The sequence below is a fragment of the Propionispora sp. 2/2-37 genome (assembly GCF_001298735.1).
In the GTDB taxonomy this organism is placed as follows: Bacteria; Bacillota; Negativicutes; order Propionisporales; family Propionisporaceae; genus Propionispora.
In genome coordinates this window covers 118,207-141,451 of the sequence record NZ_CYSP01000009.1, presented here as the reverse complement: position 1 = coordinate 141,451, position 23,245 = coordinate 118,207, and the positions used below count along the sequence as shown (strand labels likewise).

21 protein-coding genes, 1 riboswitch and 3 other annotated features (1 of these 25 cut by a window edge) are annotated in these 23,245 nt (G+C 43.6%); of the genes, 3 read left to right on the top strand and 18 right to left on the bottom strand.

Annotated features, from left to right (window positions below):
* Positions 1-29: 29 nt before the first annotated feature.
* The 3 genes from P22_RS11385 to aroH form a co-directional block, all read right to left on the bottom strand.
* Entirely contained in the window at positions 30-698 is a 669-nt protein-coding gene (locus P22_RS11385) for a C40 family peptidase (protein WP_054260363.1), read from the bottom strand.
* A gap of 2 nt (positions 699-700) precedes the next feature.
* Positions 701-826, bottom strand: a riboswitch (cyclic di-AMP (ydaO/yuaA leader).
* A 67-nt stretch (positions 827-893) separates the two neighbouring features.
* Positions 894-1,829 (bottom strand): glycosyltransferase family 2 protein, encoded by a 936-nt coding sequence (locus P22_RS11380; RefSeq protein ID WP_054260362.1) that lies wholly within the window; start codon positions 1,827-1,829, stop codon positions 894-896.
* A 79-nt stretch (positions 1,830-1,908) separates the two neighbouring features.
* Complete coding sequence (gene aroH / locus P22_RS11375; RefSeq protein ID WP_054260361.1) at positions 1,909-2,268, bottom strand: chorismate mutase; 360 nt, start codon at positions 2,266-2,268, stop codon at positions 1,909-1,911.
* Positions 2,269-2,527: 259 nt separating this feature from the next.
* On the opposite strand from aroH, the gene P22_RS11370 reads away from it, so the two are divergent.
* Positions 2,528-4,714, top strand: a complete 2,187-nt coding sequence (locus P22_RS11370; RefSeq protein ID WP_054260360.1) for a transglycosylase domain-containing protein — start codon at positions 2,528-2,530, stop codon at positions 4,712-4,714.
* 400 nt (positions 4,715-5,114) lie between these two features.
* On the opposite strand, the gene P22_RS11365 is transcribed toward P22_RS11370, so the two are convergent.
* Positions 5,115-5,495 carry a hypothetical protein gene (locus P22_RS11365; protein WP_054260359.1) on the bottom strand — a complete coding sequence of 127 codons (381 nt, stop codon included), beginning with the start codon at positions 5,493-5,495 and terminating at the stop codon, positions 5,115-5,117.
* 141 nt (positions 5,496-5,636) lie between these two features.
* Here P22_RS11365 and P22_RS11360 point away from each other — a divergent pair, with 141 nt between their 5' ends.
* Entirely contained in the window at positions 5,637-5,957 is a 321-nt protein-coding gene (locus P22_RS11360; protein WP_054260358.1) for a YbaB/EbfC family nucleoid-associated protein, read from the top strand.
* Positions 5,958-5,969: 12 nt separating this feature from the next.
* Positions 5,970-6,545, top strand: coding sequence for a hypothetical protein (locus P22_RS11355; RefSeq protein ID WP_054260357.1), 576 nt, complete (start codon positions 5,970-5,972; stop codon positions 6,543-6,545).
* 39 nt (positions 6,546-6,584) lie between these two features.
* On the opposite strand, the gene P22_RS11350 is transcribed toward P22_RS11355, so the two are convergent.
* The 14 genes from P22_RS11350 to ytxC all read right to left on the bottom strand — a co-directional run bounded on the left by P22_RS11350 (position 6,585) and on the right by ytxC (position 23,047).
* The gene (locus P22_RS11350) at positions 6,585-8,954 is read right to left on the bottom strand and encodes an endonuclease MutS2 (RefSeq protein ID WP_054260356.1); all 2,370 of its coding nucleotides are present in this window, start codon (positions 8,952-8,954) and stop codon (positions 6,585-6,587) included.
* A gap of 52 nt (positions 8,955-9,006) precedes the next feature.
* Positions 9,007-11,508, bottom strand: a complete 2,502-nt coding sequence (locus P22_RS11345) for a U32 family peptidase (protein WP_054260355.1) — start codon at positions 11,506-11,508, stop codon at positions 9,007-9,009.
* A gap of 6 nt (positions 11,509-11,514) precedes the next feature.
* A complete protein-coding gene (locus tag P22_RS21175) occupies positions 11,515-11,844 on the bottom strand; it encodes a hypothetical protein (protein WP_235814631.1) in 330 nt (109 codons plus the stop codon).
* A complete protein-coding gene (locus P22_RS11340; RefSeq protein WP_235814633.1) occupies positions 11,748-12,419 on the bottom strand; it encodes a hypothetical protein in 672 nt (223 codons plus the stop codon). Before P22_RS11340 ends, P22_RS21175 begins: the two co-directional genes overlap by 97 nt.
* 84 nt (positions 12,420-12,503) lie before the next feature.
* Positions 12,504-13,184: a DUF421 domain-containing protein gene (locus tag P22_RS11335; RefSeq protein WP_235814626.1), complete on the bottom strand. Its 681-nt coding sequence runs from the start codon at positions 13,182-13,184 to the stop codon at positions 12,504-12,506.
* Positions 13,185-13,252: 68 nt separating this feature from the next.
* A complete protein-coding gene (locus P22_RS11330) occupies positions 13,253-13,507 on the bottom strand; it encodes a cell division protein ZapA (RefSeq protein WP_054260354.1) in 255 nt (84 codons plus the stop codon).
* A gap of 163 nt (positions 13,508-13,670) precedes the next feature.
* On the bottom strand, positions 13,671-16,115 hold the full coding sequence (gene pheT / locus P22_RS11325) for a phenylalanine--tRNA ligase subunit beta (protein ID WP_054260353.1): 2,445 nt from the start codon (positions 16,113-16,115) through the stop codon (positions 13,671-13,673).
* Positions 16,116-16,129: 14 nt separating this feature from the next.
* On the bottom strand, positions 16,130-17,152 hold the full coding sequence (gene pheS / locus P22_RS11320) for a phenylalanine--tRNA ligase subunit alpha (RefSeq protein WP_054260352.1): 1,023 nt from the start codon (positions 17,150-17,152) through the stop codon (positions 16,130-16,132).
* 39 nt (positions 17,153-17,191) lie between these two features.
* Positions 17,192-17,398, bottom strand: a binding site (T-box leader).
* 215 nt (positions 17,399-17,613) lie between these two features.
* Positions 17,614-18,426, bottom strand: a complete 813-nt coding sequence (locus P22_RS11315) for a TrmH family RNA methyltransferase (RefSeq protein ID WP_054260351.1) — start codon at positions 18,424-18,426, stop codon at positions 17,614-17,616.
* 148 nt (positions 18,427-18,574) lie between these two features.
* The gene (rplT, locus tag P22_RS11310; RefSeq protein WP_054260350.1) at positions 18,575-18,931 is read right to left on the bottom strand and encodes a 50S ribosomal protein L20; all 357 of its coding nucleotides are present in this window, start codon (positions 18,929-18,931) and stop codon (positions 18,575-18,577) included.
* A 30-nt stretch (positions 18,932-18,961) separates the two neighbouring features.
* A complete protein-coding gene (gene rpmI, locus P22_RS11305; protein ID WP_054260349.1) occupies positions 18,962-19,159 on the bottom strand; it encodes a 50S ribosomal protein L35 in 198 nt (65 codons plus the stop codon).
* 28 nt (positions 19,160-19,187) lie between these two features.
* Positions 19,188-19,706: a translation initiation factor IF-3 gene (gene infC, locus P22_RS11300; RefSeq protein WP_072169797.1), complete on the bottom strand. Its 519-nt coding sequence runs from the start codon at positions 19,704-19,706 to the stop codon at positions 19,188-19,190.
* Positions 19,707-19,730: 24 nt separating this feature from the next.
* Positions 19,731-19,854: a sequence feature (ribosomal protein L20 leader region), on the bottom strand.
* Between the two features lie 57 nt (positions 19,855-19,911).
* A complete protein-coding gene (thrS, locus tag P22_RS11295; protein WP_054260347.1) occupies positions 19,912-21,828 on the bottom strand; it encodes a threonine--tRNA ligase in 1,917 nt (638 codons plus the stop codon).
* Between the two features lie 310 nt (positions 21,829-22,138).
* Entirely contained in the window at positions 22,139-23,047 is a 909-nt protein-coding gene (gene ytxC, locus P22_RS11290; protein ID WP_054260346.1) for a putative sporulation protein YtxC, read from the bottom strand.
* A gap of 141 nt (positions 23,048-23,188) precedes the next feature.
* Positions 23,189-23,245, top strand: a binding site (T-box leader); it runs 153 nt beyond the window's last position.

Genomic DNA, 23,245 nt, shown 5'->3' with positions numbered 1-23,245 from the left:
AGGGAAGCCCGCGCCTCCCTAGAAAATAATTATAACACTCGACGAGCTCCGATATAACGGGCTCCCCAATACCCGCTTCCCAATGGATCCACAACTACACCACGACTGGTTGTAGCACTAATGAAGGACCCGTTTCCTAAATAAATCCCAACATGAGAAGGTCCAGGTGCATATGTACTGAAGAAAACCAGATCGCCCGGCTGGAGCCGGCTATACGAAACGGCCTGTCCCCTGGAAAAATCCTCATCGGCTGTTCTGGGAAGATACACGCCACTCTGTGCAAAAACAAACTGCACAAAGCCCGAGCAATCAAAGCCGCTAGGAGATGTACCACCGAATCGATACGGGACACCGGTATAACCTAAAGCTGTCTGTATAACCCTTCGCGTCATAACCGTCGATCCGTCACGACTTACCGGGATGTCACGCCCCATTAACAAACGATATGTTTGCGATCCGACAATGCCGTCATCTTCAATTCCCCGATCCCGCTGAAAAGACCGGACAGCAGCCGTTGTCTTTGAACCAAAATTGCCGTCAACCGCTCCCGCATCATAGCCGAATTCATTCAGCTTAGACTGAATCTCCGACACCTCCGGCCCCATATCGCCCTGCTGGTAAGCCGCAAAAGCATAGGTAATGGGAAAAACACAAAACACCAACAAAAACAACACAAAAACACGAAAAACTTTACCCACTCGACTGCTCCTCCCATAGCCTCCGAGGTTAGCTGACGGGTTAGGGTTGAGGTCCCCCTACTCATAATGAGTTTCACCCCTGACAAACGGTTCCCCCGTACCTGAGCTGGATTCGGCTTAATTGCTCAAACACAGTAAATATTCAAGATTTTTACAAAAAATCCTGCCAGAAATCTGCATATTTTGTATATTATTTTATTTTTTTCCACTTTTATATTCATCACGAATCCAATACAAAGGTCGTTGTTTAACTTCCTCAAAAATTCGCCCTACATATTCACCGATAATCCCCAGTCCCAGCAACTGTATCCCTCCCAAAAGCGAAATACTGACTGAAGCCGTGGTCCAACCGGGCACAGCTTCTTCGGTAAACATTTTAATATATACAAGATGCATGGTTAGGGTAAAACTGAGAAAAGAAAAAAGCAATCCTATATAGAAAGCAACGCGTAATGGTAATTTGGAATAGGCCGTAATACCATCCAATGCAAAATGCAGCATTTTTTTTAAGGAAAACTTTGATTTTCCGGCAAAACGTCTAGGAGCTACAAAATCAATCTGTACCTGCCTGTAGCCAATTGCCCCTATCATACCACGAATAAATCTTGCCCTTTCCCGAAAACAGCGAAAACTTTCGACAACTCGTTTATCCATCAGACGAAAATCAGAGCCACCCTCCTGCACACGCACCTTGGACATTGCATTAATCATTTTATAAAAAAGTAAGGACGTGATTTTTTTTAATCGGGATACGCCTTCTGTATTTTTACGAATGGTCTGAACAACTTCAAAGCCGTTCTCCCATTGTTTTATAAGGGTAGGTAACAATTCAGGAGGATGTTGCATATCTCCATCCATAGTAATCACTGCATCTCCTGATGTATGATCCAGTCCACAGGTTAAAGCAATTTGGTGGCCGAAATTACGGGCCAAAATTAAAGCACTCACCCGTGAATCTTGCTGACTCAATCTTTCTAATAGAATCGGTGTGGCATCACTTGAGCCATCATCGACAAAAATGAGTTCAAACTCATGCGTTAACGGTACCCAGACATGACAAAGCTCCCTGTAGAAATTCTCAATGTTATCTTCTTCATTAAAAACCGGCACTACTATTGAAATCAAAGACATACCATCACCTAATTCATATAAGAAATTGATGCGTTACAAAAGGCACACCGTCTCATTACGCTGTGCCTCTTCAATTATATCAAGATGTTAGATCCTGCCTTAACACCGTCGCCCCTTTTAAGTATAAATGTTTAACTAAATGCTGTGGAACCTGTGTATTCCATAAGATTAACACCCGTATACAGCGTGGTACCCCCTCCGGATTATCAATTTCCAGCGTGCCAAACAAGGGTACATCCGACCATCCTAATGCCCTGGCACCAGCTGCAGGAAATGCAGCATTAATATCGGGCGTGGAACTAAATATGACAGCTCCGACATCTTCTAAACAAATATTATTTTCCTCCACAAGACCAGTTAACAATTCAGCAACACTGGTAAAAATCTCATCACGTTTATTTTCTTCTACAGTCGTAGCTCCTCTGACACCGCGTAACAAATAAGTACATCCCCTTCCAACTGCCTCTTACACATATCTTATGCATTGACATTTTTAGTTCGGCATGGAATAAAAAAATCCTTTTCCCTCTGTAATGCAAAATAATTCTGGTATTATTTTTCCCGCTGGTTTCAATAATATAGCAGCTTGAAGTCGTTTTGCTTGTCTAATATTATATGTTTACTTGATATTTTATGGTATAATAACTTGGTATTCCTGTGATGGGTCATCGTATTTGAAGGAGGTTGCCATACTCGCTATGTATAATGAACAAAAGGACAAGCAGTCCAAAAGCCGACGCACTTCAAAAAAATTTTTATCCAGAATAGCGGTAATTGCAATAATTATATTTGTTGTTATGGTTGCCGGTGCCGGCATTGGTTTTTTGACTGCCAGTATTCAAACAATGCCGGGATTAAAAGGAGACATTAGACCTGCTGCCTCTTCGCAAATTTTTGATAGTCAGGGCACTCCCATTACTACCATTCATTCCACCGAAAACCGTTTGCCTGTATCCATTAACAAAATTCCTAAAAATCTGCAGAATGCTTTTATCGCCACCGAAGATTCCAGATTTTATCAACATATCGGTATCGATCCCAAAGGCATCTTACGGGCTGTGTGGGCCAACATTACTAACAGAGGCGTTGCTGAAGGCGGTAGTACTATCACCCAGCAATTAGCCAAAAATGCGCTTTTAACCCAAGATCAAACCATAAAGCGTAAAATCCAGGAAGCTTTTTTAGCGTTACAGATTGAACAACAATATACCAAGACTGAAATTCTCGAAATGTATTTAAATCATATTTACTTTGGTCAGGGTGCCTATGGCGTCCAGTCGGCAGCTCAGGTATATTTTGGGAAAAATGTTGAAGATTTGACGCTGGCTGAATGTGCCATGCTGGCCGGTATCCCCAAAAGCCCGAATTATTATTCACCTCTAAATAATCTAAAGGCGGCAACACAGCGCCAAGCCACAGTCTTAGAACAAATGGTAAAATACGGCTATATTGACGGTAATACAGCCGCCAAAACACAAAAAGAAAAACTTGTTTTAGCATCAAAATCCGGGCAAAATTCGGTCTCCGATGTCGCCCCCTATTTTGTTGATTACGTACTGCAGCAGCTAATTGACAAATACGGTGCTGATGCCGTTTATAAAGAAGGACTCAAAATTTATACCACGCTGGATACTCATATGCAGGAAGCAGCGGAAGCCGCCATGCAGCAATTGCCCACCGTAAAGACTGACAGCAGCGGAATTCAACAGCCACAGGGAGCTCTGGTGGCAATTGATCCGCATACCGGATATATTAAAGCCATGGTAGGTGGCCGGGGAACTGATCAATTTAACCGTGCCGTTATGGCTGAAAGGCAGCCGGGATCAGCGTTTAAACCCTTTGTTTATTTAGCCGCTATTGAAAGCGGAATGACCGCATCTACCATTGTGGACGATAGTCCGATCAGCTTTGATAACTGGTCTCCGGTAAACTACGACAACAAGTTCCACGGAAAAGTTACTTTACGCACCGCTTTGGAAAATTCTTTAAATGTCCCTACCGTAAAACTTGCCAAGCAGTTGGGAGCGGATAAACCTCTTTATTATGCTCAACAAATGGGAATTTCTACATTAGTCCTGGACGGCGGTACCAATGACCGCAATTTAGCCATGGCCCTGGGCGGCTTAACGCGCGGCGTCACCCCTCTGGAATTGGCCAGTGCCTATGGAGTACTTGCCAATCAGGGAGTACGTGCTCAACCGGTTGCTATTTTAAAAGTGGTCGACCGGAACGGGAAGGTACTGGAAGAATATACGCCTCATGAAAAGGCCGTTATCAATGAACGCAGTGCCTATATTCTAACCGATATTTTAAAAGGAGTCATCTTGCGCGGCACTGGCACAGCAGCCGCCATCGGACGTCCTGCTGCCGGTAAAACCGGTACTACCAATGACTATAAGGATGCCTGGTTCGTGGGCTATACTCCCGACTTAGTTGCCTCTGTCTGGATGGGTAACGACAATGACGGGTATCTTAATGGAATTACCGGTGGTACCATCCCGGCAAGGATTTGGCATACCTTTATGTCTAAAGCGTTAACCACGGTTCCAGCACGCGATTTTCCTCGCCCCAGCGGCATCATATCGGCAACAATTTCTACTGAAGACGGGCTTTTGGTGAACGATCCCAACAATAAAGATGCCAAAAGCGAAATTTTTATTGAGGGAACTCAACCAAGCAAACAATCTGCCTCTAGCAGCGATACCGGCAAGGAAAAGGATAAAGAGAAAACAAAAAACAAAACCGGCGAAGTACCATCGGACAACGCGACAGAGCCCTCTGCCGACAGTAACACTTTACCGCCGCTACCGAAAAGAGAAGAGGACACTGCTCTGCCACCTCCGCCATCGCCTTCCTCTGAAAGAGACAAAAAAAATATTCCATAGAAAAACACGCGTAAAAACGCGTGTTTTTCTATACTCCTGCATATATATATTAAACAAGGGTTTGTTAATCAAATCCTTTGCTCTCCATTAAGATACAATAAAATTTGAGGAACATACAGAGATATGCTCCTCAATATAAAGCAATCGGGTTAACAAAAAAATGGTCCATCATCAAAAAAGAAAAGCAGTAAAATAATAATAATGATAATCCACCAAGAACCATTACCACCCCAGCCGCCGCAATTTCTTGCCATTTAATTACCTCCTTATTATTGGTCACTTGAGAACAATCAGCCGAATATGTATTTGTACATCCTTGCTGTTGCTCTTCCCTTTACTTCATAATATGGAGCATTGTTACAAGATGTTACAGTTCGTGGTATTTAGTTAAGTGGTTTCATTATTCTAAAAGTTTACGAATGTGTCTGGGTGCCTCGGCTGCAGACTTTAGGGACTCCATAGAATGGTTAACGACTTCGGTGACATTTCGAATTTTGTCAATCGTCGAAGTGATTCCGTTTAAATGACGATCCATTGGCACGTTATCCCCAAGCAAAGTTAAGAGAATAATAACTATCTGAAAGCTAAAATTCGGATTATTGACTATTTTTCTCACCAGTGCTGCCGGTGAATTTTTCTTAATTGTTGTTTCTATCTGATTGGCTTCTTTCTGATCTATTTCTTCCGGTTTAACTTCCTGATCTTCCCCGATATTTTCTTCTTTACTTGTAGAAATATCATAAGTATGACGGAATGTTTTATGGTGTCGCCGTAAGCGCATAACACTGCCTCCCTACGATTTTAAATTGGCTAGTGTAATATATGATATTTAAGTCCTATCGGGTCCTTTTTATTTTAACATTGACGCACATTTTTACTGTTTCTGCATAAAGTAGCATATAAATATAGCGGAGGTGGGAGTATGTGGGAAAACCTAGGGAACATGATGGATGTTGTTAAAAAAATTCAACAAAATGTGGATATGATCCAGGAACAATTAAAGCAAGAACGAATTGAAGTTACCAGTGGAGATGTGATAAAAATCGTTGTTAACGGCCAGCAGGAAATCGTCACCATAGAATTAAATACGCAATATCTCAAGCCGGAAAATATTGCACTGCTTCAGGATTTACTAGTGGCCACCGTAAACAATGCGTTAAACAAATCACGTGAGCTGAATCAACTGGCAATGTCCAAACTAGCCGGTGACTTAAATCTCCCCAAAATTCCCGGCCTTTTTTAAAGGGGTGGTTATATGGCTAATGAAATCACGGATAAGTCGCTTCTACAGTCTGTCACACGACTCTTAGACAACTTATCCCAGGAAAGCAACAATTACGATACTTTAATCAATATTTTGTCCCTTCTTTGTCTGGTTGCGATACTCAATCGCAGTCAAAATATCCGTGCGCCTATGCAAAGCGCTAATTCCGGCAGTGAAAACCCCTTGCAAAAAATACTCAGTGAAATAGCAAAAAGTGACGGCGGCAGTCCTTCTCCGGATTTACTTATATCACTCCTGCCTTTACTAAACAGCCCGCAACTCAAATCCAAGCTAAATGCCGCTAATATGTCGGCTGTACTTGGCCTTATAAATAATCTTGGTGGCAGCAGTCATAATGACAAACAACACGACAACCACACCAAACAAGAAAAAGCTGTGCCTGATACTTCTGATATAAAAAACAGTTCATCAAAAGAATCGGCAGCAGCCACCACTTCTCCCGACCCGTCTCCGCCACAACCGGAAGTAGCTAAAGCCGTAACTAACCCGGACGAAAGCGAAAGGCGTATTTCCAGCCGGTCATTAAATTGGAAAAGCAATTTTTAAATAATAAATGAATTAGAGGTGTGATTCCACACCTCTAATTCATGACAAGCGGACGACAGTTGCCCCGTCACCGCCTTCTGTTACTTCACCAATACTTATATCTTTAACATGATAATGCTGTTTCAGATATGCTCTTATCCCCTTACGCAGGGCACCCGTCCCTTTACCATGGATTACAAGCACTTGAGTCAAACCGGCAACGACTGCATCATCCAGATATTTCCCCAATATCATTTCCGCTTCTTCAACGGTATTTCCACGGATATCAATTTGCCGCGCTACTTCCCGTCTCTGGCTTACATCCAACTTACGACCGTCTGAACTTTTTCTACATTGTCTCTCCCCTTCGCCCTTCTGCTCTGCAAGGCGGCAAACCGCAAGAGGTACATTGACTTTCATAATGCCCAATTGTACAGTCAATTCCTCTGAACCGGCCGACAGAATCGTGCCTGTCTGCTTTAAAGTTGTAACAAAAACACGAAGACCTGGTCTTATTTGTTGCGGAGAAAGATGCGGCAAATGATCCGGTTCTTCTGAAATATCCTGGAGGTTTGCACCAGACTCCTGCAAGCGTTTTCTCGCATTAGTTACAGCTAACTGCCGCTCCCGCTCATCCTTAACCGCAAATTGTGCTTTAAGCTCTGCAATCACCTCTTCAGCCTCTCTTTTCGTCTGACGCAACAGCGTAGCCGCTTCCTGCTGAGCTTTGCGCAACATTTTGCTTTTCTTTTCCATAAGGTCGCTATACTCTTGCGTCACCTGGGCATGTTTAAGCTTCAGTTCCCGTTCAAGTTTTATAATTTCTTCATTACGGCGGCTATATGTTACTTTTTGTTCTTCCAGGGAATTAAGTACATTTTCAAGCTCAGCGTGTTCTCTTTCAATAAGCTCCTGTGCACGGCTGATAATAGTGCCAGACAGGCCTAAACGCCGGCTAATGGCAAATGCATTGCTGCTGCCCGGGATACCGATTAACAAACGATACGTTGGTCTAAGTGTTTCCACGTCAAATTCCACAGAGGCATTTTCAATCCCATTATGGCTATACGCAAACGTTTTTAATTCGCTGTAATGTGTTGTTGCAACCGTTTTGACTCCTGTTTGCAGCAGGTACTCTAATATAGCCATAGCCAGCGCAGCACCTTCTTCTGGATCAGTTCCCGCCCCGATTTCATCAATCAATACCAAATCACGGCTGGACGCTTGTTGCAAAATCTTAACTATATTAGTCATATGCGAGGAAAAAGTACTTAGACTTTGTTCAATACTTTGTTCGTCTCCAATGTCAGCGAAAATATTGGAAAATACGGAAATGGCAGATCCACTGGCGGCCGGAATGAATAGTCCGGCCTGCGCCATTAGAGCAAAAAGTCCGATTGTCTTTAGAGCTACTGTCTTGCCTCCGGTATTAGGTCCGGTAATCAGCAAAGTATTAAAATCCCTGCCAAGCCGAATGTCAATCGGCACCACAACATCGGAAGGAATCAGAGGATGCCGAGCACGCTGTAAATGAACATAACCTTGCTTATTGATTTGGGGCATTTGAGCCTCCATCGCAAAACTCAAACGGGCTTTAGCAAAAGCAAAATCGATTTGTGACAACATTTGACAATTATGAATGATGGCTTCACTTTCTTTGCCTATCTGGGCACTTACCGTAGCTAGAATCCGCTCTATCTCATTTTTTTCCGCTGCCGTAAACTGTTTGATATCATTATTCAAATTCACAACCGCCATCGGCTCAATAAATACGGTTGCTCCGCTTGCCGACTGATCATGTACAATTCCCGGGAAATGTTGCCGGTACTCCTGCTTAATCGGTATAACATAACGATCTGACCGAATGGTTATCAAAGAATCCTGAACAAATTTTTGATACTCCCCCGACCGCAATATATGATCCATTTTATCCTTGATACTTGCCTGTGTATTCCGAATGGCACGTCTCAGCCGTAAAAGTTCAACACTGGCATCATCCCTGATATTTCCCTGTTCGGTAACAGTATTTTCGATTGTATTCTCAAGTTGCCGTTGTACCGCAATCTGCTCCACTAGCCCGGCTAAAATAGGTACTGGCTTCGTTAATTCATAAAAAAAATGTTTTATTCTACGGGATGCATAAAGAACACTGCCAACAGCCAGCAAATCGGCAGGCTCGAGTATCGCTCCCAGTTCGGCACGTCTAATAACGTGTCGGATATCACGTATTCCCCCTAAGGGTACGCTGGGAACCAAGGACATAACTTCTCTCGCTTCCGAAGTTTCAGCAAGCCGGGCTTCAACCTGTACCATATCACCCGTCGGTAGTAAAGCTTCTGCCAGTTCCCGCCCCATCGTCGAAGTGGTGTTACAGGCCAGCTGTTCAATGATTTTGTGATACTCCAATATATGTAAAGCTAAATCATTCATTAAGTATTCTTTCTCCTCCAACGCTTATATCGCATTCATAGCCCGCCGTAAGCTATAAAACCCCGCGGAAGTAATGCCCCCTGGTGATGTTCTCATGCTCAAGCTGATTAATTTTATCCTGCAGGCGGTCAGATGAATCACGCTCTTGTTCAAGGCACTCGCGGTACAGCCGGACAAGCCTTCCCAACTGCACCGGTCTATCATTTTTCCCTTCAATACGTATTCTGTCAATACCCATTTCGTAAAAGCGGTAGATATACGGCAACATGCTGAGTTCTTTCGCATTTAAAATATGCATACGGCAAAATTGATCGGTAACCACCGGAAAAATTTCCTCTTTACGGTCTTTAAGCCAGTATGTCCCCTTCAAACAAGCCTGTGAACACGATCCGGCATGTAAATTACCCAGAAAACTTCCCAGCATACAATATTCCGATATCATCAGTGTCAAATACCCGTGAACTAAACATTCCACCGGTAAAGTGGACAGGCTGACGATTTCCTCCACTTGTGAAAAATTAAGTTCCGGTGACAGCGTAATACTGTCCAACCCCTGTTCTTGTAAAAATTTAATGGCAGCCCAGTTATAAATATTCAGCGGATAGTCGCCATGCAGCGGTATATCAGTCAATTCCCTGGCCATATGCAATACGCCGAGATTACTCACCGCTACAGCATCAGGAGTCAATTGTCCGAATAACGTCAGTTCCTTCTTTATCTTGTCCACCTGCCATTCTTTTACCAGACGGGGAGTACTTAAGATGATCTTCTTCTCTTTGGTCCGTACCATATCCACCACTTTACGATACTCATCAGTCGGAATCATGCGATGATTCATGGTTTCACCGCCAAACAAGATCACATCGGCACCATGATCAAGAGCCTGCTTTACCTTCTCTACACTATCCACATGAACAGTCAGCTGCGGCATCATCCGCTTTTTTTCTCGAATTACGGGGCCGGCAATACGCGGCAAAACCACAGACTTTTCCCTGGACCGTATAAACCGGTCCAAACGGGCCTGTTCTAATCCGTCGATTGCCCGGCGCCTGGCATCATTGATTTCACTTACCGGTACCATAACCTCGCCTTGTATCTGGCAATTCAACGATTGTACGGCAAATACCGTATTACCCATCCGTTCGATTTGCCTGCTGATCGTTTCCGCTGTCAACGGCCGGTTACGGGCTTTTTCCGCTATGAAATGTGTAGCAGCCTGGCCGGTATAACCATCGGTATCCTCTATACAGATTCTTAATGGTTCTCCTACAGCGACCTCTACCAACACTTTGACGGGGATACGTCTGACCGGTGCTACACCGGCAAAAAATTTACGGGCATATTCCATCAAACGGGCATCAAAGACCTTGAAAACCCGGTCATTGGATTTGACCGGAGAAGGTACAGGAACGGCAACTGCTGTATTGGCAGGAGCCTCTAATACCGGCTCGCCATCTATAGACATGGAATTGACGGTTATATTCACCCGCCCGCCGACTTTAACCCAAAACTCAATAATATCACCCTTGTAGAGCGGTTCATCCAAACGGATGACCGCTGTCTTACTGTTTGCCCGGTATTCAAGTACCCGGCCGATGCGGACGCCACGATTATTGGGACGCCGGTGACTGATCATTTCACGTCCGCTATGTTTATATAAATAAGCAGTGGTAAAATCACGGTTGAATACCTGTGCCAAATTCTTATGATCACCTAAACTAGATGCTCTTTTACCGTTTCCGGCTAAACAGGCATCTAGCGAGCGGCGATAAGTATCCACCACAACAGCTACATATTCCGGACGTTTCATCCTGCCTTCTATTTTTAATGAAGTTACTCCGGCCGATAGCAATTCCGGAATGCTGTCTATTGTATTTAAATCTTTAGGACTTAACAGATATTCTCCGGCATCCTGGTCGTCAAGGGCATTGCAGCCTTGTTTATCCACCAGAGTATACGGCAACCGGCAGGGCTGCGCACAACGCCCGCGATTGCCGCTACGCCCACCGATGATGCTGCTCATCAGACATTGCCCCGAATAAGAAATACATAACGCACCATGAATAAAAATTTCAATTTCAATAGGAGAATAACGGCAAATGTAGCGGATATCCTCCAAGGACAATTCCCTGGCCAAAACTGCCCGGGAAAACCCGTTTTTCGCCAGAAACAGAACGCCGTCCAGATTGTGAATAGTCATTTGCGTACTGGCATGCAGCGGCATTGAAGGGATAACCTGGCGTGCGATGTCAGCAACGCCAATATCCTGAACAATAATGGCATCGACATGGATACGGTCCAAATACTGCATATAGGAGATTAAATCCTGAATTTCCTGATTGTCCACCAGCGTATTAACGGTAACATAAACCAATACGCCACGCAAATGAGCCAGTTTTACCGCCTCAGCCAGTTCTTCCTCATTAAAATTATCAGCGTAAGCCCGGGCGCCAAATAGCTTCCCGGCTAAATATACGGCATTGGCACCGCTTTCCACAGCTGCGACCAAAGCTTTTTGACTGCCTACCGGAGCCAAAAGTTCCAACCCTTCCATCTCCTTCTATACCTTATCTACAGCCGCCAGAACAGCCGGTGTCACATCGACTAAAGAATTTATTTTTTTAGCGATTTCTGTACAATGTTTGCCAAACAAAATAGTGGGAACTTGATTCAACGTATGTTTTTTAGTACTTAGATCTTCAAAGTTTCCGTGATCACTGGTTATCAACACCAGCATATTTTCCGGTAACGAGCAATAAATCTCCAGCAAAAAACGACCCAATATGCTAATAATCACTTCAGCCTGCTTCCAATTCTGTTTATGGCCGCACCGGTCCGTTTGAAAATATTCAAATAAAGTAAAATGATGCTCCCCGGCAAGCTCCAGCAACCGTTGCCCTGCCAACTCCGGAGAAACAACCGGTATTTCTTTAAAACCGGATAATTGCAACATTTCATTCGTAATATCCTGATATACCGCTTTTCCGTCAAGCATATCCCTGATGAGCGCAGAGGCTGTCCGGCTGTCAGGACCACGAGAGTAGTCGCTGCATGCCGCCTTTTACGTGCGGCAACCAAATTCATATAATCCGGTGCATACATATTGGCAGATGTTACCTGAAATCCCCGGGCAAGCAAACGTTTCATAATGCCCGCTTCTGCAATCAGCTCAGCCAGTCGTGGCCCGGGAAAAGCATGCACATGCATTCCCATTACCCGTGCAGCATTAATTCCGGTAAACAAGGTAGTTTGTCCTGAAGCACTTTGCGGTAGTCCGGTAACACCCAGTCCCGCATCGGTAGGTACTAAACAACCTCCGGACTGTATCACTTTTCCCAGCGAGCGGGTTAAAGAACCACCAAATATCTTCTGAAATAAAGGCATACTATAACGGGCAAAAGGATTTACAGCGGAATTGTTTTCTCCTAGTCCCACCCCATCAATAAAAATCAGTAATACATGCATAACCTTCTCCACGCTTGCCGGAATGACAAATTTATGCCTGAAAAAAGAAGGGCCGCCCCCTTCCCCTTTAACGCAACTCTTTTTCTAGTTCCTGCTGCCATTATCGTTGTTGGGGCAAGTTTCGCTCTGGGCTGTATATTGCCGGATGCCATCAGCAATAGTCTGTAAATTCTCCATTGCCTTCTCCATTTTTACCATATGCGCCCCTAAAGGGCTTAACGGATTGTCAAACAAGCTTTTGATATAATCATCCATATCTTTCTTAGTAACAGGTTCAGCTTCCGGTGTTTTAATAATAGTAAAAACCCCGCAACTTTCCAAACGGCCAATTTTAATATCTTTTAAATCAGTTATGTCCATTCCCTGCCGATGCAACTCCTGTCGCAAATCATCATAATTAAAGTAGGTACTAGAAAAATTTTCCTTAATAACTTTCCCGTCTTGAATCAATAAGACCGGCGTACCTTCAAACCATTTGCGCAGGGTCGTGCTTTTTAAAGACAGATAAGATAGTAATTGCTGTAAAAACAACAGCGCTAGCAAACCTTCTACTCCGGACAACAAAGTCAAGGATTTATCCATGGCTGCACTGACAATAATATCACCAATACCTACCATAATAACAAAATCGAATGGGGAAAGTTGCCCTACCGTACGGTTTCCCATCAATCGAACCACAATAAGCGCCGCAGTAAAAAGAAGAATGATATGAAACATTACCTGCCCGATTTCGCTGCTATCAATCATAGTATCCAAACCGAACAACTTAACCACCCCCTGGTCGTATTATTCACAAACGACTGTAGGGTTATACTGTATGGAACCGGCCAAGACTACTTCTCGTCTTTTAATAATTCCAACAACTCTTGATAATCTTTTTCTAATTGTAAATACTCATCTGCAATATTTAACGCAGCCAATACGGCAATCTTAGCAGGTGAGAGCCTAACATTAGCCTGAGCAATTTTATGCATGCGTTCATCAACAAAAGCAGCTACTTTGACGATTCGTTCCGCCTCAGCATCTCCTTTTAACGCGTACGATTCACCAAAAATCTCAACCGTAACCTTGCTCTTTTTTTCATTCATTGCGCGTTTTTCACCAACTAACCTAATTTGTTGAATATTGCAACAGTCTAACTTTCTTTGCAAATTCCTCTTGTTTTACATTCTATCTTCTTTTAATTAAATCCTGCCCCAAAAAAGAAGAAAAGATTTGACCTAAACGCCAAATCTTAAATAACAATATTGGTTAGTTGCGAATTTTGGCACCAAACGTTGTTTCCAGCGCTGCAACAATTTTCTTATAAGGAATTTCGACCTCTTCATCGGTCAGAGTTTTTTCCACCGAACGGAAATATAAAGAAAATGCCAGACTGCGCATGCCCTGCGGAACTTGTTCACCCGTATATACATCGAACAGTTTTACATCACTAAGCAATTGCCCTGCATTGCCGAGAATAGCCCGATATACATTATCAGCAGGGATATCAACCGGCAATATCACGGCGATGTCACGATTAATCCCCGGAAATTTAGGCAACGGACGATACGTACTGATCAGACGCGTATGTTTGGCAAGTAATTCTACATTCATTTCAAAAACATAGACTTTACGGGTAATATCAAACGCATCCAGTACTCCGGGATGTATTTCCCCTATAATCGCTAAGGCATCACCCTGTTTAGTGACTATTGCGGTTTTGCCCGGATGAAAAGAAGGGTTCTCGGCTGGTGTAGTCAGATAATCATCAATTCCCAAGGAAGTCAAAATTGCCTCAACCGTACCTTTAGCATCGTAAAAATCTACCGGTTCTCTACTGTGATTCCATGCTGCCTCTTCGCGGTTACCCACTAGGGCTCCACATAAAACCAACGGTTCCTGCGGCAGCGAATCAGCATCCAGCGGCAGTTTTTCCGGTAAATAGACCGCGCCAAGTTCATAAATACGCAAATTTTCATTCTTACGTGATAAATTTCGCACAATGGTCTCCAGAATACCGCCCAGTAAAGTCGTCCGGAGCAGGGGAAAATCATCAGTAATGGGATTGAGAATAGTGACTGCCCTACGCCGATTATCATCTTGCGGTATATTTAGCTTATCCAAAATGGAAGGATGAGTGAAGCTGAAAGAAATGACTTCGGAGAAGCCGATTCCGGACAAACTATTTTTAATTTTTTCCGCAATAGATTGTAAAACGCTTTGTCCGCCACGGACCATATTACCTTGGGGAGTTGTGGACGGTATATTATCATAGCCATATATCCGGGCTATTTCTTCCGAAATATCAGCCGCTCTGGTGACATCCCCACGCCAGGTGGGAACATTTACCGTAATAGTATGACCCTCACTAGTAGAATCCAGTTCAAACTCCAGGCGTTTTAAAATGTCAATCATAATTTTGGGCGAGATATCGGTTCCCAGGTGGTCATTAATTTGCTTAGCAGTAAATACAACCTGCTTAGGAAGTACCACATTGGGATAGTTATCCACAATGCCCGGACAAACCTCACAAGCGCCCATATCTTCCAGCAATTTGGCGGCCCGGTCCAAAGCCCGGATTATATTGGCTGTATCTACTCCCCGTTCAAAACGGCCGGAGGCCTCGGAACGCAGTCCTAATGCACGGGAAGTTCGCCGGATACTGGCTCCGTTAAAACAAGCCGCTTCCAGTAATATATTTTGTGTATTATTGGTGACTTCGGTAGCCAACCCCCCCATCACCCCTGCTATCCCCACAGCCTGTACTGCATCGGCAATTACCAGCATATCGCCGGTAAGTTCACGTTTTACACCATCAAGTGTAGTTAACCGTTCCTGGTGGTAAGCTTTCCGGACAACCAAGGTATGCCGGGACAGTAAATTATAATCATAGGCATGCATCGGTTGCCCCAGTTCCAGCATAACAAAATTGGTAACATCGACTACATTATTAATTGAACGCATTCCGGCCGCTTGAAGACGGTGTTTAAGCCAGTCCGGTGACGGACCAACCTTTACATTTTGCAGAACCCGCACAGCAAAGCGGGAGCATAATGACCTATCCTCAATCCTAACCTGAACAAGAGCCGACGCCTTTTCTTTTCCCGTTTCCCTGAGATTTAACATCGGCTTTTTGACACTGCCGCCTGTCAATACAGCAATTTCACGGGCCAATCCTAAGATAGAAAAGCAATCTGCCCGGTTGGCGGTAAGTTCAAACTCTAATATTGTGTCATCCAATCCCAATACAGGTCTTATATCCATGCCAACGGGCGTCGCCGGCGGCAATATGTAAATTCCCGCTTTGGCTTCCTGCGGCAGCAACTTGCTGTCAAGCTTTAGTTCTTCTGCCGAACACAGCATACCGTTGGACAGAATACCTCTCAGCTTACTGGGTTTAATGACCATTCCATTCGGCAGCTTAGCCCCTACCAGCGCTACCGGCACCATATCATTGGTTTTAATATTGTTGGCACCCGTTACGATGGTAAGAGGCTCTTCTGAACCGGTATCAATTTTACATATTGATAATTTATCCGCATTGGGATGATGCTCAATAGCAAGAATCTTCCCGGTAACGATATTTTCAATATCTTTTCCCAAATATTCCACAGTTGCAACCGGAACACCGGCCATCGTTAGCATATCAGCCAGTTGTTCCGGTGTTTCTCTAAAGTCTACATAATCTTTAAGCCATTTAATTGATGCGCGCATATATCAGACCCTCCTTAAAACTGCCGCAAAAAGCGCAAATCATTATCATAAAAGAGACGCAAATCATCAATGCCGTAAACTAACATGGCAATCCGCTCCACACCCATGCCAAAAGCAAAGCCACTCACTTTATCCGAATCAAACCTGCTCATCTCCAGCACCCTTGGATGCACCATGCCTGATCCCAGTATCTCCAGCCATCCTGTTCCCGAACATACCCGGCACCCTTTACCGCCGCACATTACGCAGGATACATCGACTTCAGCACTAGGTTCGGTAAACGGAAAGAAACTGGGACGGAATCTTACCCGAACATCGTTGCCAAAAATTTCATAAATAAACAACTCTAGCGTTCCTTTTAAATCGGAAAAACGAATGCCCCTGTCAACCACCAAACCCTCGACCTGATGAAACATCGGAGAATGAGTTGCATCATAGTCGCGGCGGTATACTTTTCCCGGTGCAATAATGCGGATAGGCTGTCCGGGATCGGCCGCCTGCATGGTACGTACCTGCACCGGTGAAGTATGGGGTCTGAGCAAAATATCACTGGTAATATAAAAAGAATCCTGCATATCGCGCGCCGGGTGATCCTTCGGCAAATTCAGCGCCTCAAAACTATAATAATCGGTTTCCACTTCCGGTCCGTCTGCTATATCAAACCCCATTCTCATAAATGTATCCTTAATACGGTCAAGTGTTAAAGTCAGCGGGTGCCTGCTGCCGATATTGGAGGTTCTTCCCGGCAAGGTGACGTCAATCCGCTCCGAAGCAAGGCGTTTATCCAGTTCCGCTTGCTTCAGTTCATCGCTTTTATTGGCAATTTCCATTTCCAACTGTGTCCGGATGGCATTTACAATTTGCCCAATACGCGGTCTTTCCTCCGGCTGTAAATTACCAAGTCCTTTTAACACCCCGGTCAAACTTCCCTTTTTCCCTAAATATTTAACACGTAATTCATTCAACACACCCAAAGTATCGGCTTCTTTAAGTTCCTGAAGTGCTGCCTTTTTCAAGGACTCTAATTGTTCTTCCATAGCTAACCCAACCTCCTAAAAAATAAAAACTTCCGCCCCTAAAGGGGCGGAAGTCATACTTCCGCGGTACCACCCTACTTATCTACTCCGATTCCTTAACGCGGAAAACGTCCGGCCTACATGAATTTTCAGCCCAGATACTCAGGAGCGAACTTCTGCTATATGTCTCCGGGCCGCTCTCAATCTATGGCAGCACCCTCCCTGTAGGAAACACCCCTAACATACTTTCTCCGTCATCGCAATGCCACACTGGCTTATTGTATCATTAATTGTCGATAGGATAAATACGCAGCAACAGAACCTGTAGCTTTAAACAGTTTCCAAAAGAATTCGGCGGTCAACACAAGAGACCACACCCTCCCTAATTAGTTATCGGAATTTGAATATTTACGCTTTTTTATTGTAGCATAAGAATCCGTAATTTACAAGTTGCTTCACGTCTTTTCCCCCCTCCGGCAGCATCAGCCCATGTACTGTCGCTGCCGGACAGCTTCGTACAAAATAACAGATGCTGCCGCAGTTACATTTAAAGATTCCGCTTTCCCCTTAAGAGGAATATATAATCGTTCATCCGCCTCTGGCAAAAGGCTGGCAGTAACCCCATTTCCCTCGTTGCCAAAAACAATAGCAACAGGACGGGTAAAATCCACATGGAAATATACACGGGCGTCAGACAAAGTTGTTATCATAATATTAATCCTGTTATTTTTACACACTGCCAGAAAAGCAGGCAAATCAACATTCTCCAAAACCGGCAGATGGAACAGAGAACCCATGGTGGAGCGCACGGTTTTGCCAGCGTACAAGTCAGCACATCCACGGGATAAAATCACTCCGGTACAACCGGCCGCATCGGCCGAACGTATGGCGCTGCCCACATTTCCCGGATCTTGTAGATGATCCAAAACAAGTAGCAGGGGCAACTTTTCGGACGCAAGCAAATCGGAAATATCCGGCTGAAACTTCTCCACTAAAGCCATAATTCCTTGTGGTTCCTGTGTATCCGTCACCTTATGATACGCTTCGTTTGAAACTGCCAATACACGGGTTCCCGAATTTTTAAACCTATTTAAAATATCTTGTACCCGCTTTTGCTCCAAGGCTTTGGGAACATACAGACACGTATCCACTCGATAATGAGACCGGGCCGCTTCTTCAACCAACCGTACTCCTTCTACTGCAAACAACCCGGTTTCTTCACGGTATTTCTTTTGTTTTAATGCTGCAGCCAGTTTAATATATTTATTTTGCAGACTGGTTATACATTCTGCCATACCCCTTCCCTCCTTTTTCCGATCTGTACGTTCGGCAAGGCAGGCTCTTTAACTGAATTACATTTAGTTTTCACAGAAAAACAGGAAAACTACTCATATTACAAATTACAAAAAAAGTCCGGAATTTTCCGGACTTTTTTGCGCAGATTTAACGCAACTGTTCTTTAGCAGCAGCGACCAATTTGCCAAAGGCAGGCATATCGCTTACGGCTAACTCGGCCAGCATTTTACGGTTGACCTCAACTCCTGCCTTTTTCAGGCCATTCATCAACTGACTGTAGGAAATACCATTGATACGGGCAGCTGCATTGATACGAGCAATCCACAGCTTACGGAACTCGCCTTTTTTGGCACGACGGTCGCGGCGAGCATAATACAGAGCTTTCATTACCGTTTCATTTGCTTTTTTAAACTGTTTGCTCTTAGCGCCTCTATAACCCTTCGCCAATTTTAAGATCTTTTTATGACGTCTATGTGCAGTCACGCCTTTTTTAACTCTTGGCATGTCATTTACCCCCTGTTTAAATATTAATTTTTAAGCGTAAGGAAGCATTTTTGCTACACGCTCATGATCAGACTTGCTTACCAAAGCGGCTTTACGCAAATTACGTTTGCGTGACGGAGACTTTTTCTCAAGAATATGGCTCTTAAAAGCCTTGGCGCGTTTAAATTCGCCTGAGCCTGTAACTTTAAACCGCTTAGCGGCGCTTCTACGTGTTTTTATTTTAGGCATTTGTGGGTCCTCCTTCTAATTGTAAGGCTTAGCTATGTGATTTAGCTGCCAAAATCATAATCATATTTTTACCTTCGAGTTTAGGCTCACGCTCAACAATGACCATGTCTTTCAGTTCATTGGCCATTTTAACAAGCACCTGTCTCCCAAGCTCCGGATGGGAAAGTTCCCGGCCGCGGAACATAATGGTTACCTTAACTTTGTCGCCATCCTGTAAAAAACGCTGCGCATTTTTTAATTTGACATTAAAGTCATGATCTTCAATATTAGGACGTAATTTTACTTCTTTTACTGTAACCACTTTCTGTTTCTTTTTGGCTTCTTTTTCCCGTTTTTGCTGTTCATATTTGAACTTACCAAAATCCATAATACGACATACGGGCGGTTTCGCCGTCGGAGCCACTTCCACTAGATCAAGATGCTGCTCTGCAGCCAAACGCAAAGCCTCTCTGGTCGCAAGAATTCCCAACTGCTCTCCGTTATGACTTACGACACGAACCTCTCTGGCACGGATTTCCTCATTAATCCTTAAAGTCTCTTTGCTAATTGCCGCTCACCTCCTGTTATTTTTGAACTAAAATAAAAACGGATGGCACATACATGCCACCCGCTAAAAAGCACAATCAAACCATGCCCATATTAACCTTACTAGCTAAAGCCGCAAGGTGAGAAGCGGATGGCTTCCACTTAATAACTATTAATCGTACTTATGAATAATATCATCTAATGATTCATAAGTCAAGTATTTTTAGTTAGGAATTAACCTTTTCATCAATTTCTTTTCCTATATCCTCTATAAACATTTCCACTTTCCGGCTTCCTAAATCTCCCTGCCCCCGCTTACGAACAGCAACACTCCGGCTTTCCTGCTCTTTATCGCCAATAACCAGGGTATAGGGAATTTTTTGAACCTGTGCTTCCCGAATTTTATAACCAATCTTTTCATTACGGTCATCGACTTCGACCCGGATATCCGAATTCTGCATCAGCTTAGCCACTTCTTGTGCATAAGCAACATGCCGGTCGGTAATCGGCAGAATTTTAACCTGTACCGGTGCCAGCCAGGTCGGGAAAGCTCCGGCATAATGCTCAATCAGTATGCCGATAAACCGCTCCATACTTCCATAGGCAACACGATGAATCATAACCGGACGATGTTTTTGTCCATCTTCTCCGATATAGGTCAGGTCAAATTTTTCCGGCAGCAGCATGTCTAATTGTATCGTACCGCATTGCCATGTGCGGCCAATGGAATCTTGTAAATGAAAATCGATCTTTGGTCCGTAAAATGCACCGTCGCCTTCATTCACTTTATATGACATACCATAATCTTCGAGTGCTTCTTTCAAAGCAGTTGTAGCCAATTCCCAGACGGCATCATCGCCCATCGCTTTTTCCGGCTTCGTACTTAATTCCGCATGATAAGACAAACCGAAAGTGCTGTAGACTGTGTTAAAAAGATCAATAACACCCTTGATTTCTTCTTTTATTTGCGATGGCAGCATAAAGATATGAGCATCATCCTGTGTAAAGCTGCGAACCCGCATTAAACCATGGAGCGCACCTGACAATTCATGCCGGTGAACCAACCCCAGTTCTGCCGTTCTGAGCGGCAGGTCACGATAACTATGATGCTGAGTACGATATACTAAAATACCGCCCGGACAGTTCATCGGCTTAATAGCATATCCTTCACCGTCAATTTGGGTAAAATACATATTTTCACGATAGTGATCCCAATGACCGGATTGTTGCCACAAAGTCTGACTTAAAATAATCGGCGTCTTAATCTCCTGGTAGCCAAACTTAATATGCAGCTTACGCCAGAATGCCTCCAATTCATTGCGGATAACCATTCCCTTGGGATGAAAAAAAGGAAAACCCGGACCTTCATCCTGAATGCTAAATAAATCCATCTCACGGCCAAGCTTCCGGTGATCACGTTTTGCCGCCTCTTCCAACATCAATAAATAAGCGTCTAATTCCACTTTTTTTTCAAAAGCAGTTCCATAAATGCGCTGCAGCATTTTCCGTTTTTCATCGCCCCGCCAGTAGGCTCCCGCCAGACTCTGTAGTTTTACAGCCTTTACCCTACCGGTAGACGGTACGTGAGGACCGGCGCATAAATCGACAAAATCACCCTGACGATAGAGCGAAATTACTGCGTCTTCCGGCAATCCTTCAATCAGTTCCACTTTGTAAGTTTCTCCCTGTCCGTCAAAAAAACGGACTGCCTCCTCCCGGCTCATTTCCATTCGTTCGATTGGTATATCTTCCTTAATAATGCGCTCCATTTCCGCCTGGATACTAGCCAGATCTTCAGGAGTAAAATTGTTTTCCGCATCAAAGTCATAATAAAATCCATTGGTGATAGCCGGTCCGATTGCTATTTTGACATTCTTATATAAATGTTTAACCGCCTGAGCCATAATATGCGCAGCACTATGACGCAACGCAGCTTTTCCTTCCTCATCTGCAAAAGTCAAAAATTTAACTTTGGCATCTTTCTCCACTTTGCGCTGTAAATCACATACTTGCCCATCTACTTTAGCGACTAATGCCGCCTTACCCAAGCTACGGCTAATCGCTTGTGCCACCTCAGCTAAAGTAGTCCCGGATTCCACTTCCCGAACAGCACCATCCGGCAATTTAATTTTTATCTTTTTCATTTCAGCTTCCTCCTTCAGAAAAAAATAAAACTCCCATCCCATAGGGACGAGAGTTTACCCGCGGTTCCACCCTGATTAGTTAAAAAACTCATCTTGACTATTTGATAACGGGAACAAACTCCCGGCACGGCTTACCAATTAAGTCTTCAGCCGCACAGTTTAGAGGTGGTAACAATAAAGAGTTACGTAAAGATGCTCACAGCCTTAGGCATCTTTTCTCTGCAACGCCTGACAATACTGCCATGTCCTCTGCATTACTTTTTTCTGTATACTTTTAAGTATTGTAATATAGCTTTCCGGTCTTTGTCAATTAATCGGGAGTTATGTTCTCAAAAATATTTGCCCGGCAAACGGCGCAGCCTTTACAAGTCATAACCCTGCCTTCAAAAATATTTTTGATAATCTCGACTGTTTCCTGACCATCTGTCGGATCACTGCCATGCAGTATGATATGTTCCGGTGCCATGGTAATCAAGGCGGTAACCAGCAAATCACCATAGTTGATTTCTTCTACGCTTTGACTTATATAATTCTCCAGATACTGATTGTGTATAGCTTTTCCGGAGGTGTCAATAATTTTGAAGATACCTTTTTGATTCATCAATATATGAACTTCCTCTATCTGTGATTCCTGAATATCCACGAAGTATCGCAATACACGGATAAATTCTTTATATTCCAGTTCCATCATAAAGTCATCAACTACTTTATCAACCACCTGCACCAGTTCTTTACGGTACTCCTTCAGACGAAAATTGACAAAACCTTCTACGATCAATTCATGGTGATTATCCAGGTAATCAATTAATTTTGTCAATATTTTCTTTCGCCGGTCGGTAATATTAAACTCATTGACAATCGCGCTATTGCCATTTAACACTTTCAGCGTATTATCATAAACTGCCTTACGCTCCTCATCACTAAAATAATAATAATTTTGCCGGATGATCTTGCGGATTATATCTTTCTCTTCCTTCACGATAATCACATCGGAAAGAATGTTAGCTACGTAAATTTTTAACAATTGTTTAATATGTTCATAACTACGAAAGGACAATTCACCTTCCAGCACGTTGCACCACAGAAAAGTATAATTTCCCTTCGTTATCTCATCTATTGCAATCCGAAATCCTTCCTGTGCCAATGTACTGCAGTTCTGCTGAAGCTTTTCCCGAATTTCTTCTGTTTCTCCGCTCAAGCCGACAGAAAGCAATTTCAATAATATCACTCCCTTCCTTGCTGTATTATATGTATTAAAAAATATTTGCATACAGTCAGCTAACAGTTATGGCTCTTATAAAAAAGATTTCAAGAGTTGCTTGCAATAATAAAATTACTATGGTACTATATTGAAAAATAAGTTAAAGCGATGATAGGAATAGTAGGTACAGTACTTCTTCTGCAGAGAGCCGGCTGA

What these genes read in the sequence shown, in the direction of transcription:
- P22_RS11345 (WP_054260355.1), bottom strand. Translation starts at nt 11,508, where the DNA reads ATGGAAGGGTTGGAACTTTTGGCTCCGGTAGGCAGTCAAAAAGCTTTG.
- P22_RS11370 (WP_054260360.1), top strand. Translation starts at nt 2,528, where the DNA reads ATGTATAATGAACAAAAGGACAAGCAGTCCAAAAGCCGACGCACTTCA.
- P22_RS11355 (WP_054260357.1), top strand. Translation starts at nt 5,970, where the DNA reads ATGGCTAATGAAATCACGGATAAGTCGCTTCTACAGTCTGTCACACGA.
- rpmI (WP_054260349.1), bottom strand. Translation starts at nt 19,159, where the DNA reads ATGCCTAAAATAAAAACACGTAGAAGCGCCGCTAAGCGGTTTAAAGTT.
- rplT (WP_054260350.1), bottom strand. Translation starts at nt 18,931, where the DNA reads ATGCCAAGAGTTAAAAAAGGCGTGACTGCACATAGACGTCATAAAAAG.
- P22_RS11380 (WP_054260362.1), bottom strand. Translation starts at nt 1,829, where the DNA reads ATGTCTTTGATTTCAATAGTAGTGCCGGTTTTTAATGAAGAAGATAAC.
- thrS (WP_054260347.1), bottom strand. Translation starts at nt 21,828, where the DNA reads ATGAAAAAGATAAAAATTAAATTGCCGGATGGTGCTGTTCGGGAAGTG.
- pheS (WP_054260352.1), bottom strand. Translation starts at nt 17,152, where the DNA reads ATGGAAGAACAATTAGAGTCCTTGAAAAAGGCAGCACTTCAGGAACTT.
- pheT (WP_054260353.1), bottom strand. Translation starts at nt 16,115, where the DNA reads ATGCGCGCATCAATTAAATGGCTTAAAGATTATGTAGACTTTAGAGAA.
- P22_RS11330 (WP_054260354.1), bottom strand. Translation starts at nt 13,507, where the DNA reads ATGAATGAAAAAAAGAGCAAGGTTACGGTTGAGATTTTTGGTGAATCG.
- P22_RS11350 (WP_054260356.1), bottom strand. Translation starts at nt 8,954, where the DNA reads ATGAATGATTTAGCTTTACATATATTGGAGTATCACAAAATCATTGAA.
- P22_RS11340 (WP_235814633.1), bottom strand. Translation starts at nt 12,419, where the DNA reads ATGCATGTATTACTGATTTTTATTGATGGGGTGGGACTAGGAGAAAAC.
- P22_RS11360 (WP_054260358.1), top strand. Translation starts at nt 5,637, where the DNA reads ATGTGGGAAAACCTAGGGAACATGATGGATGTTGTTAAAAAAATTCAA.
- P22_RS11365 (WP_054260359.1), bottom strand. Translation starts at nt 5,495, where the DNA reads ATGCGCTTACGGCGACACCATAAAACATTCCGTCATACTTATGATATT.
- P22_RS11315 (WP_054260351.1), bottom strand. Translation starts at nt 18,426, where the DNA reads ATGGCAGAATGTATAACCAGTCTGCAAAATAAATATATTAAACTGGCT.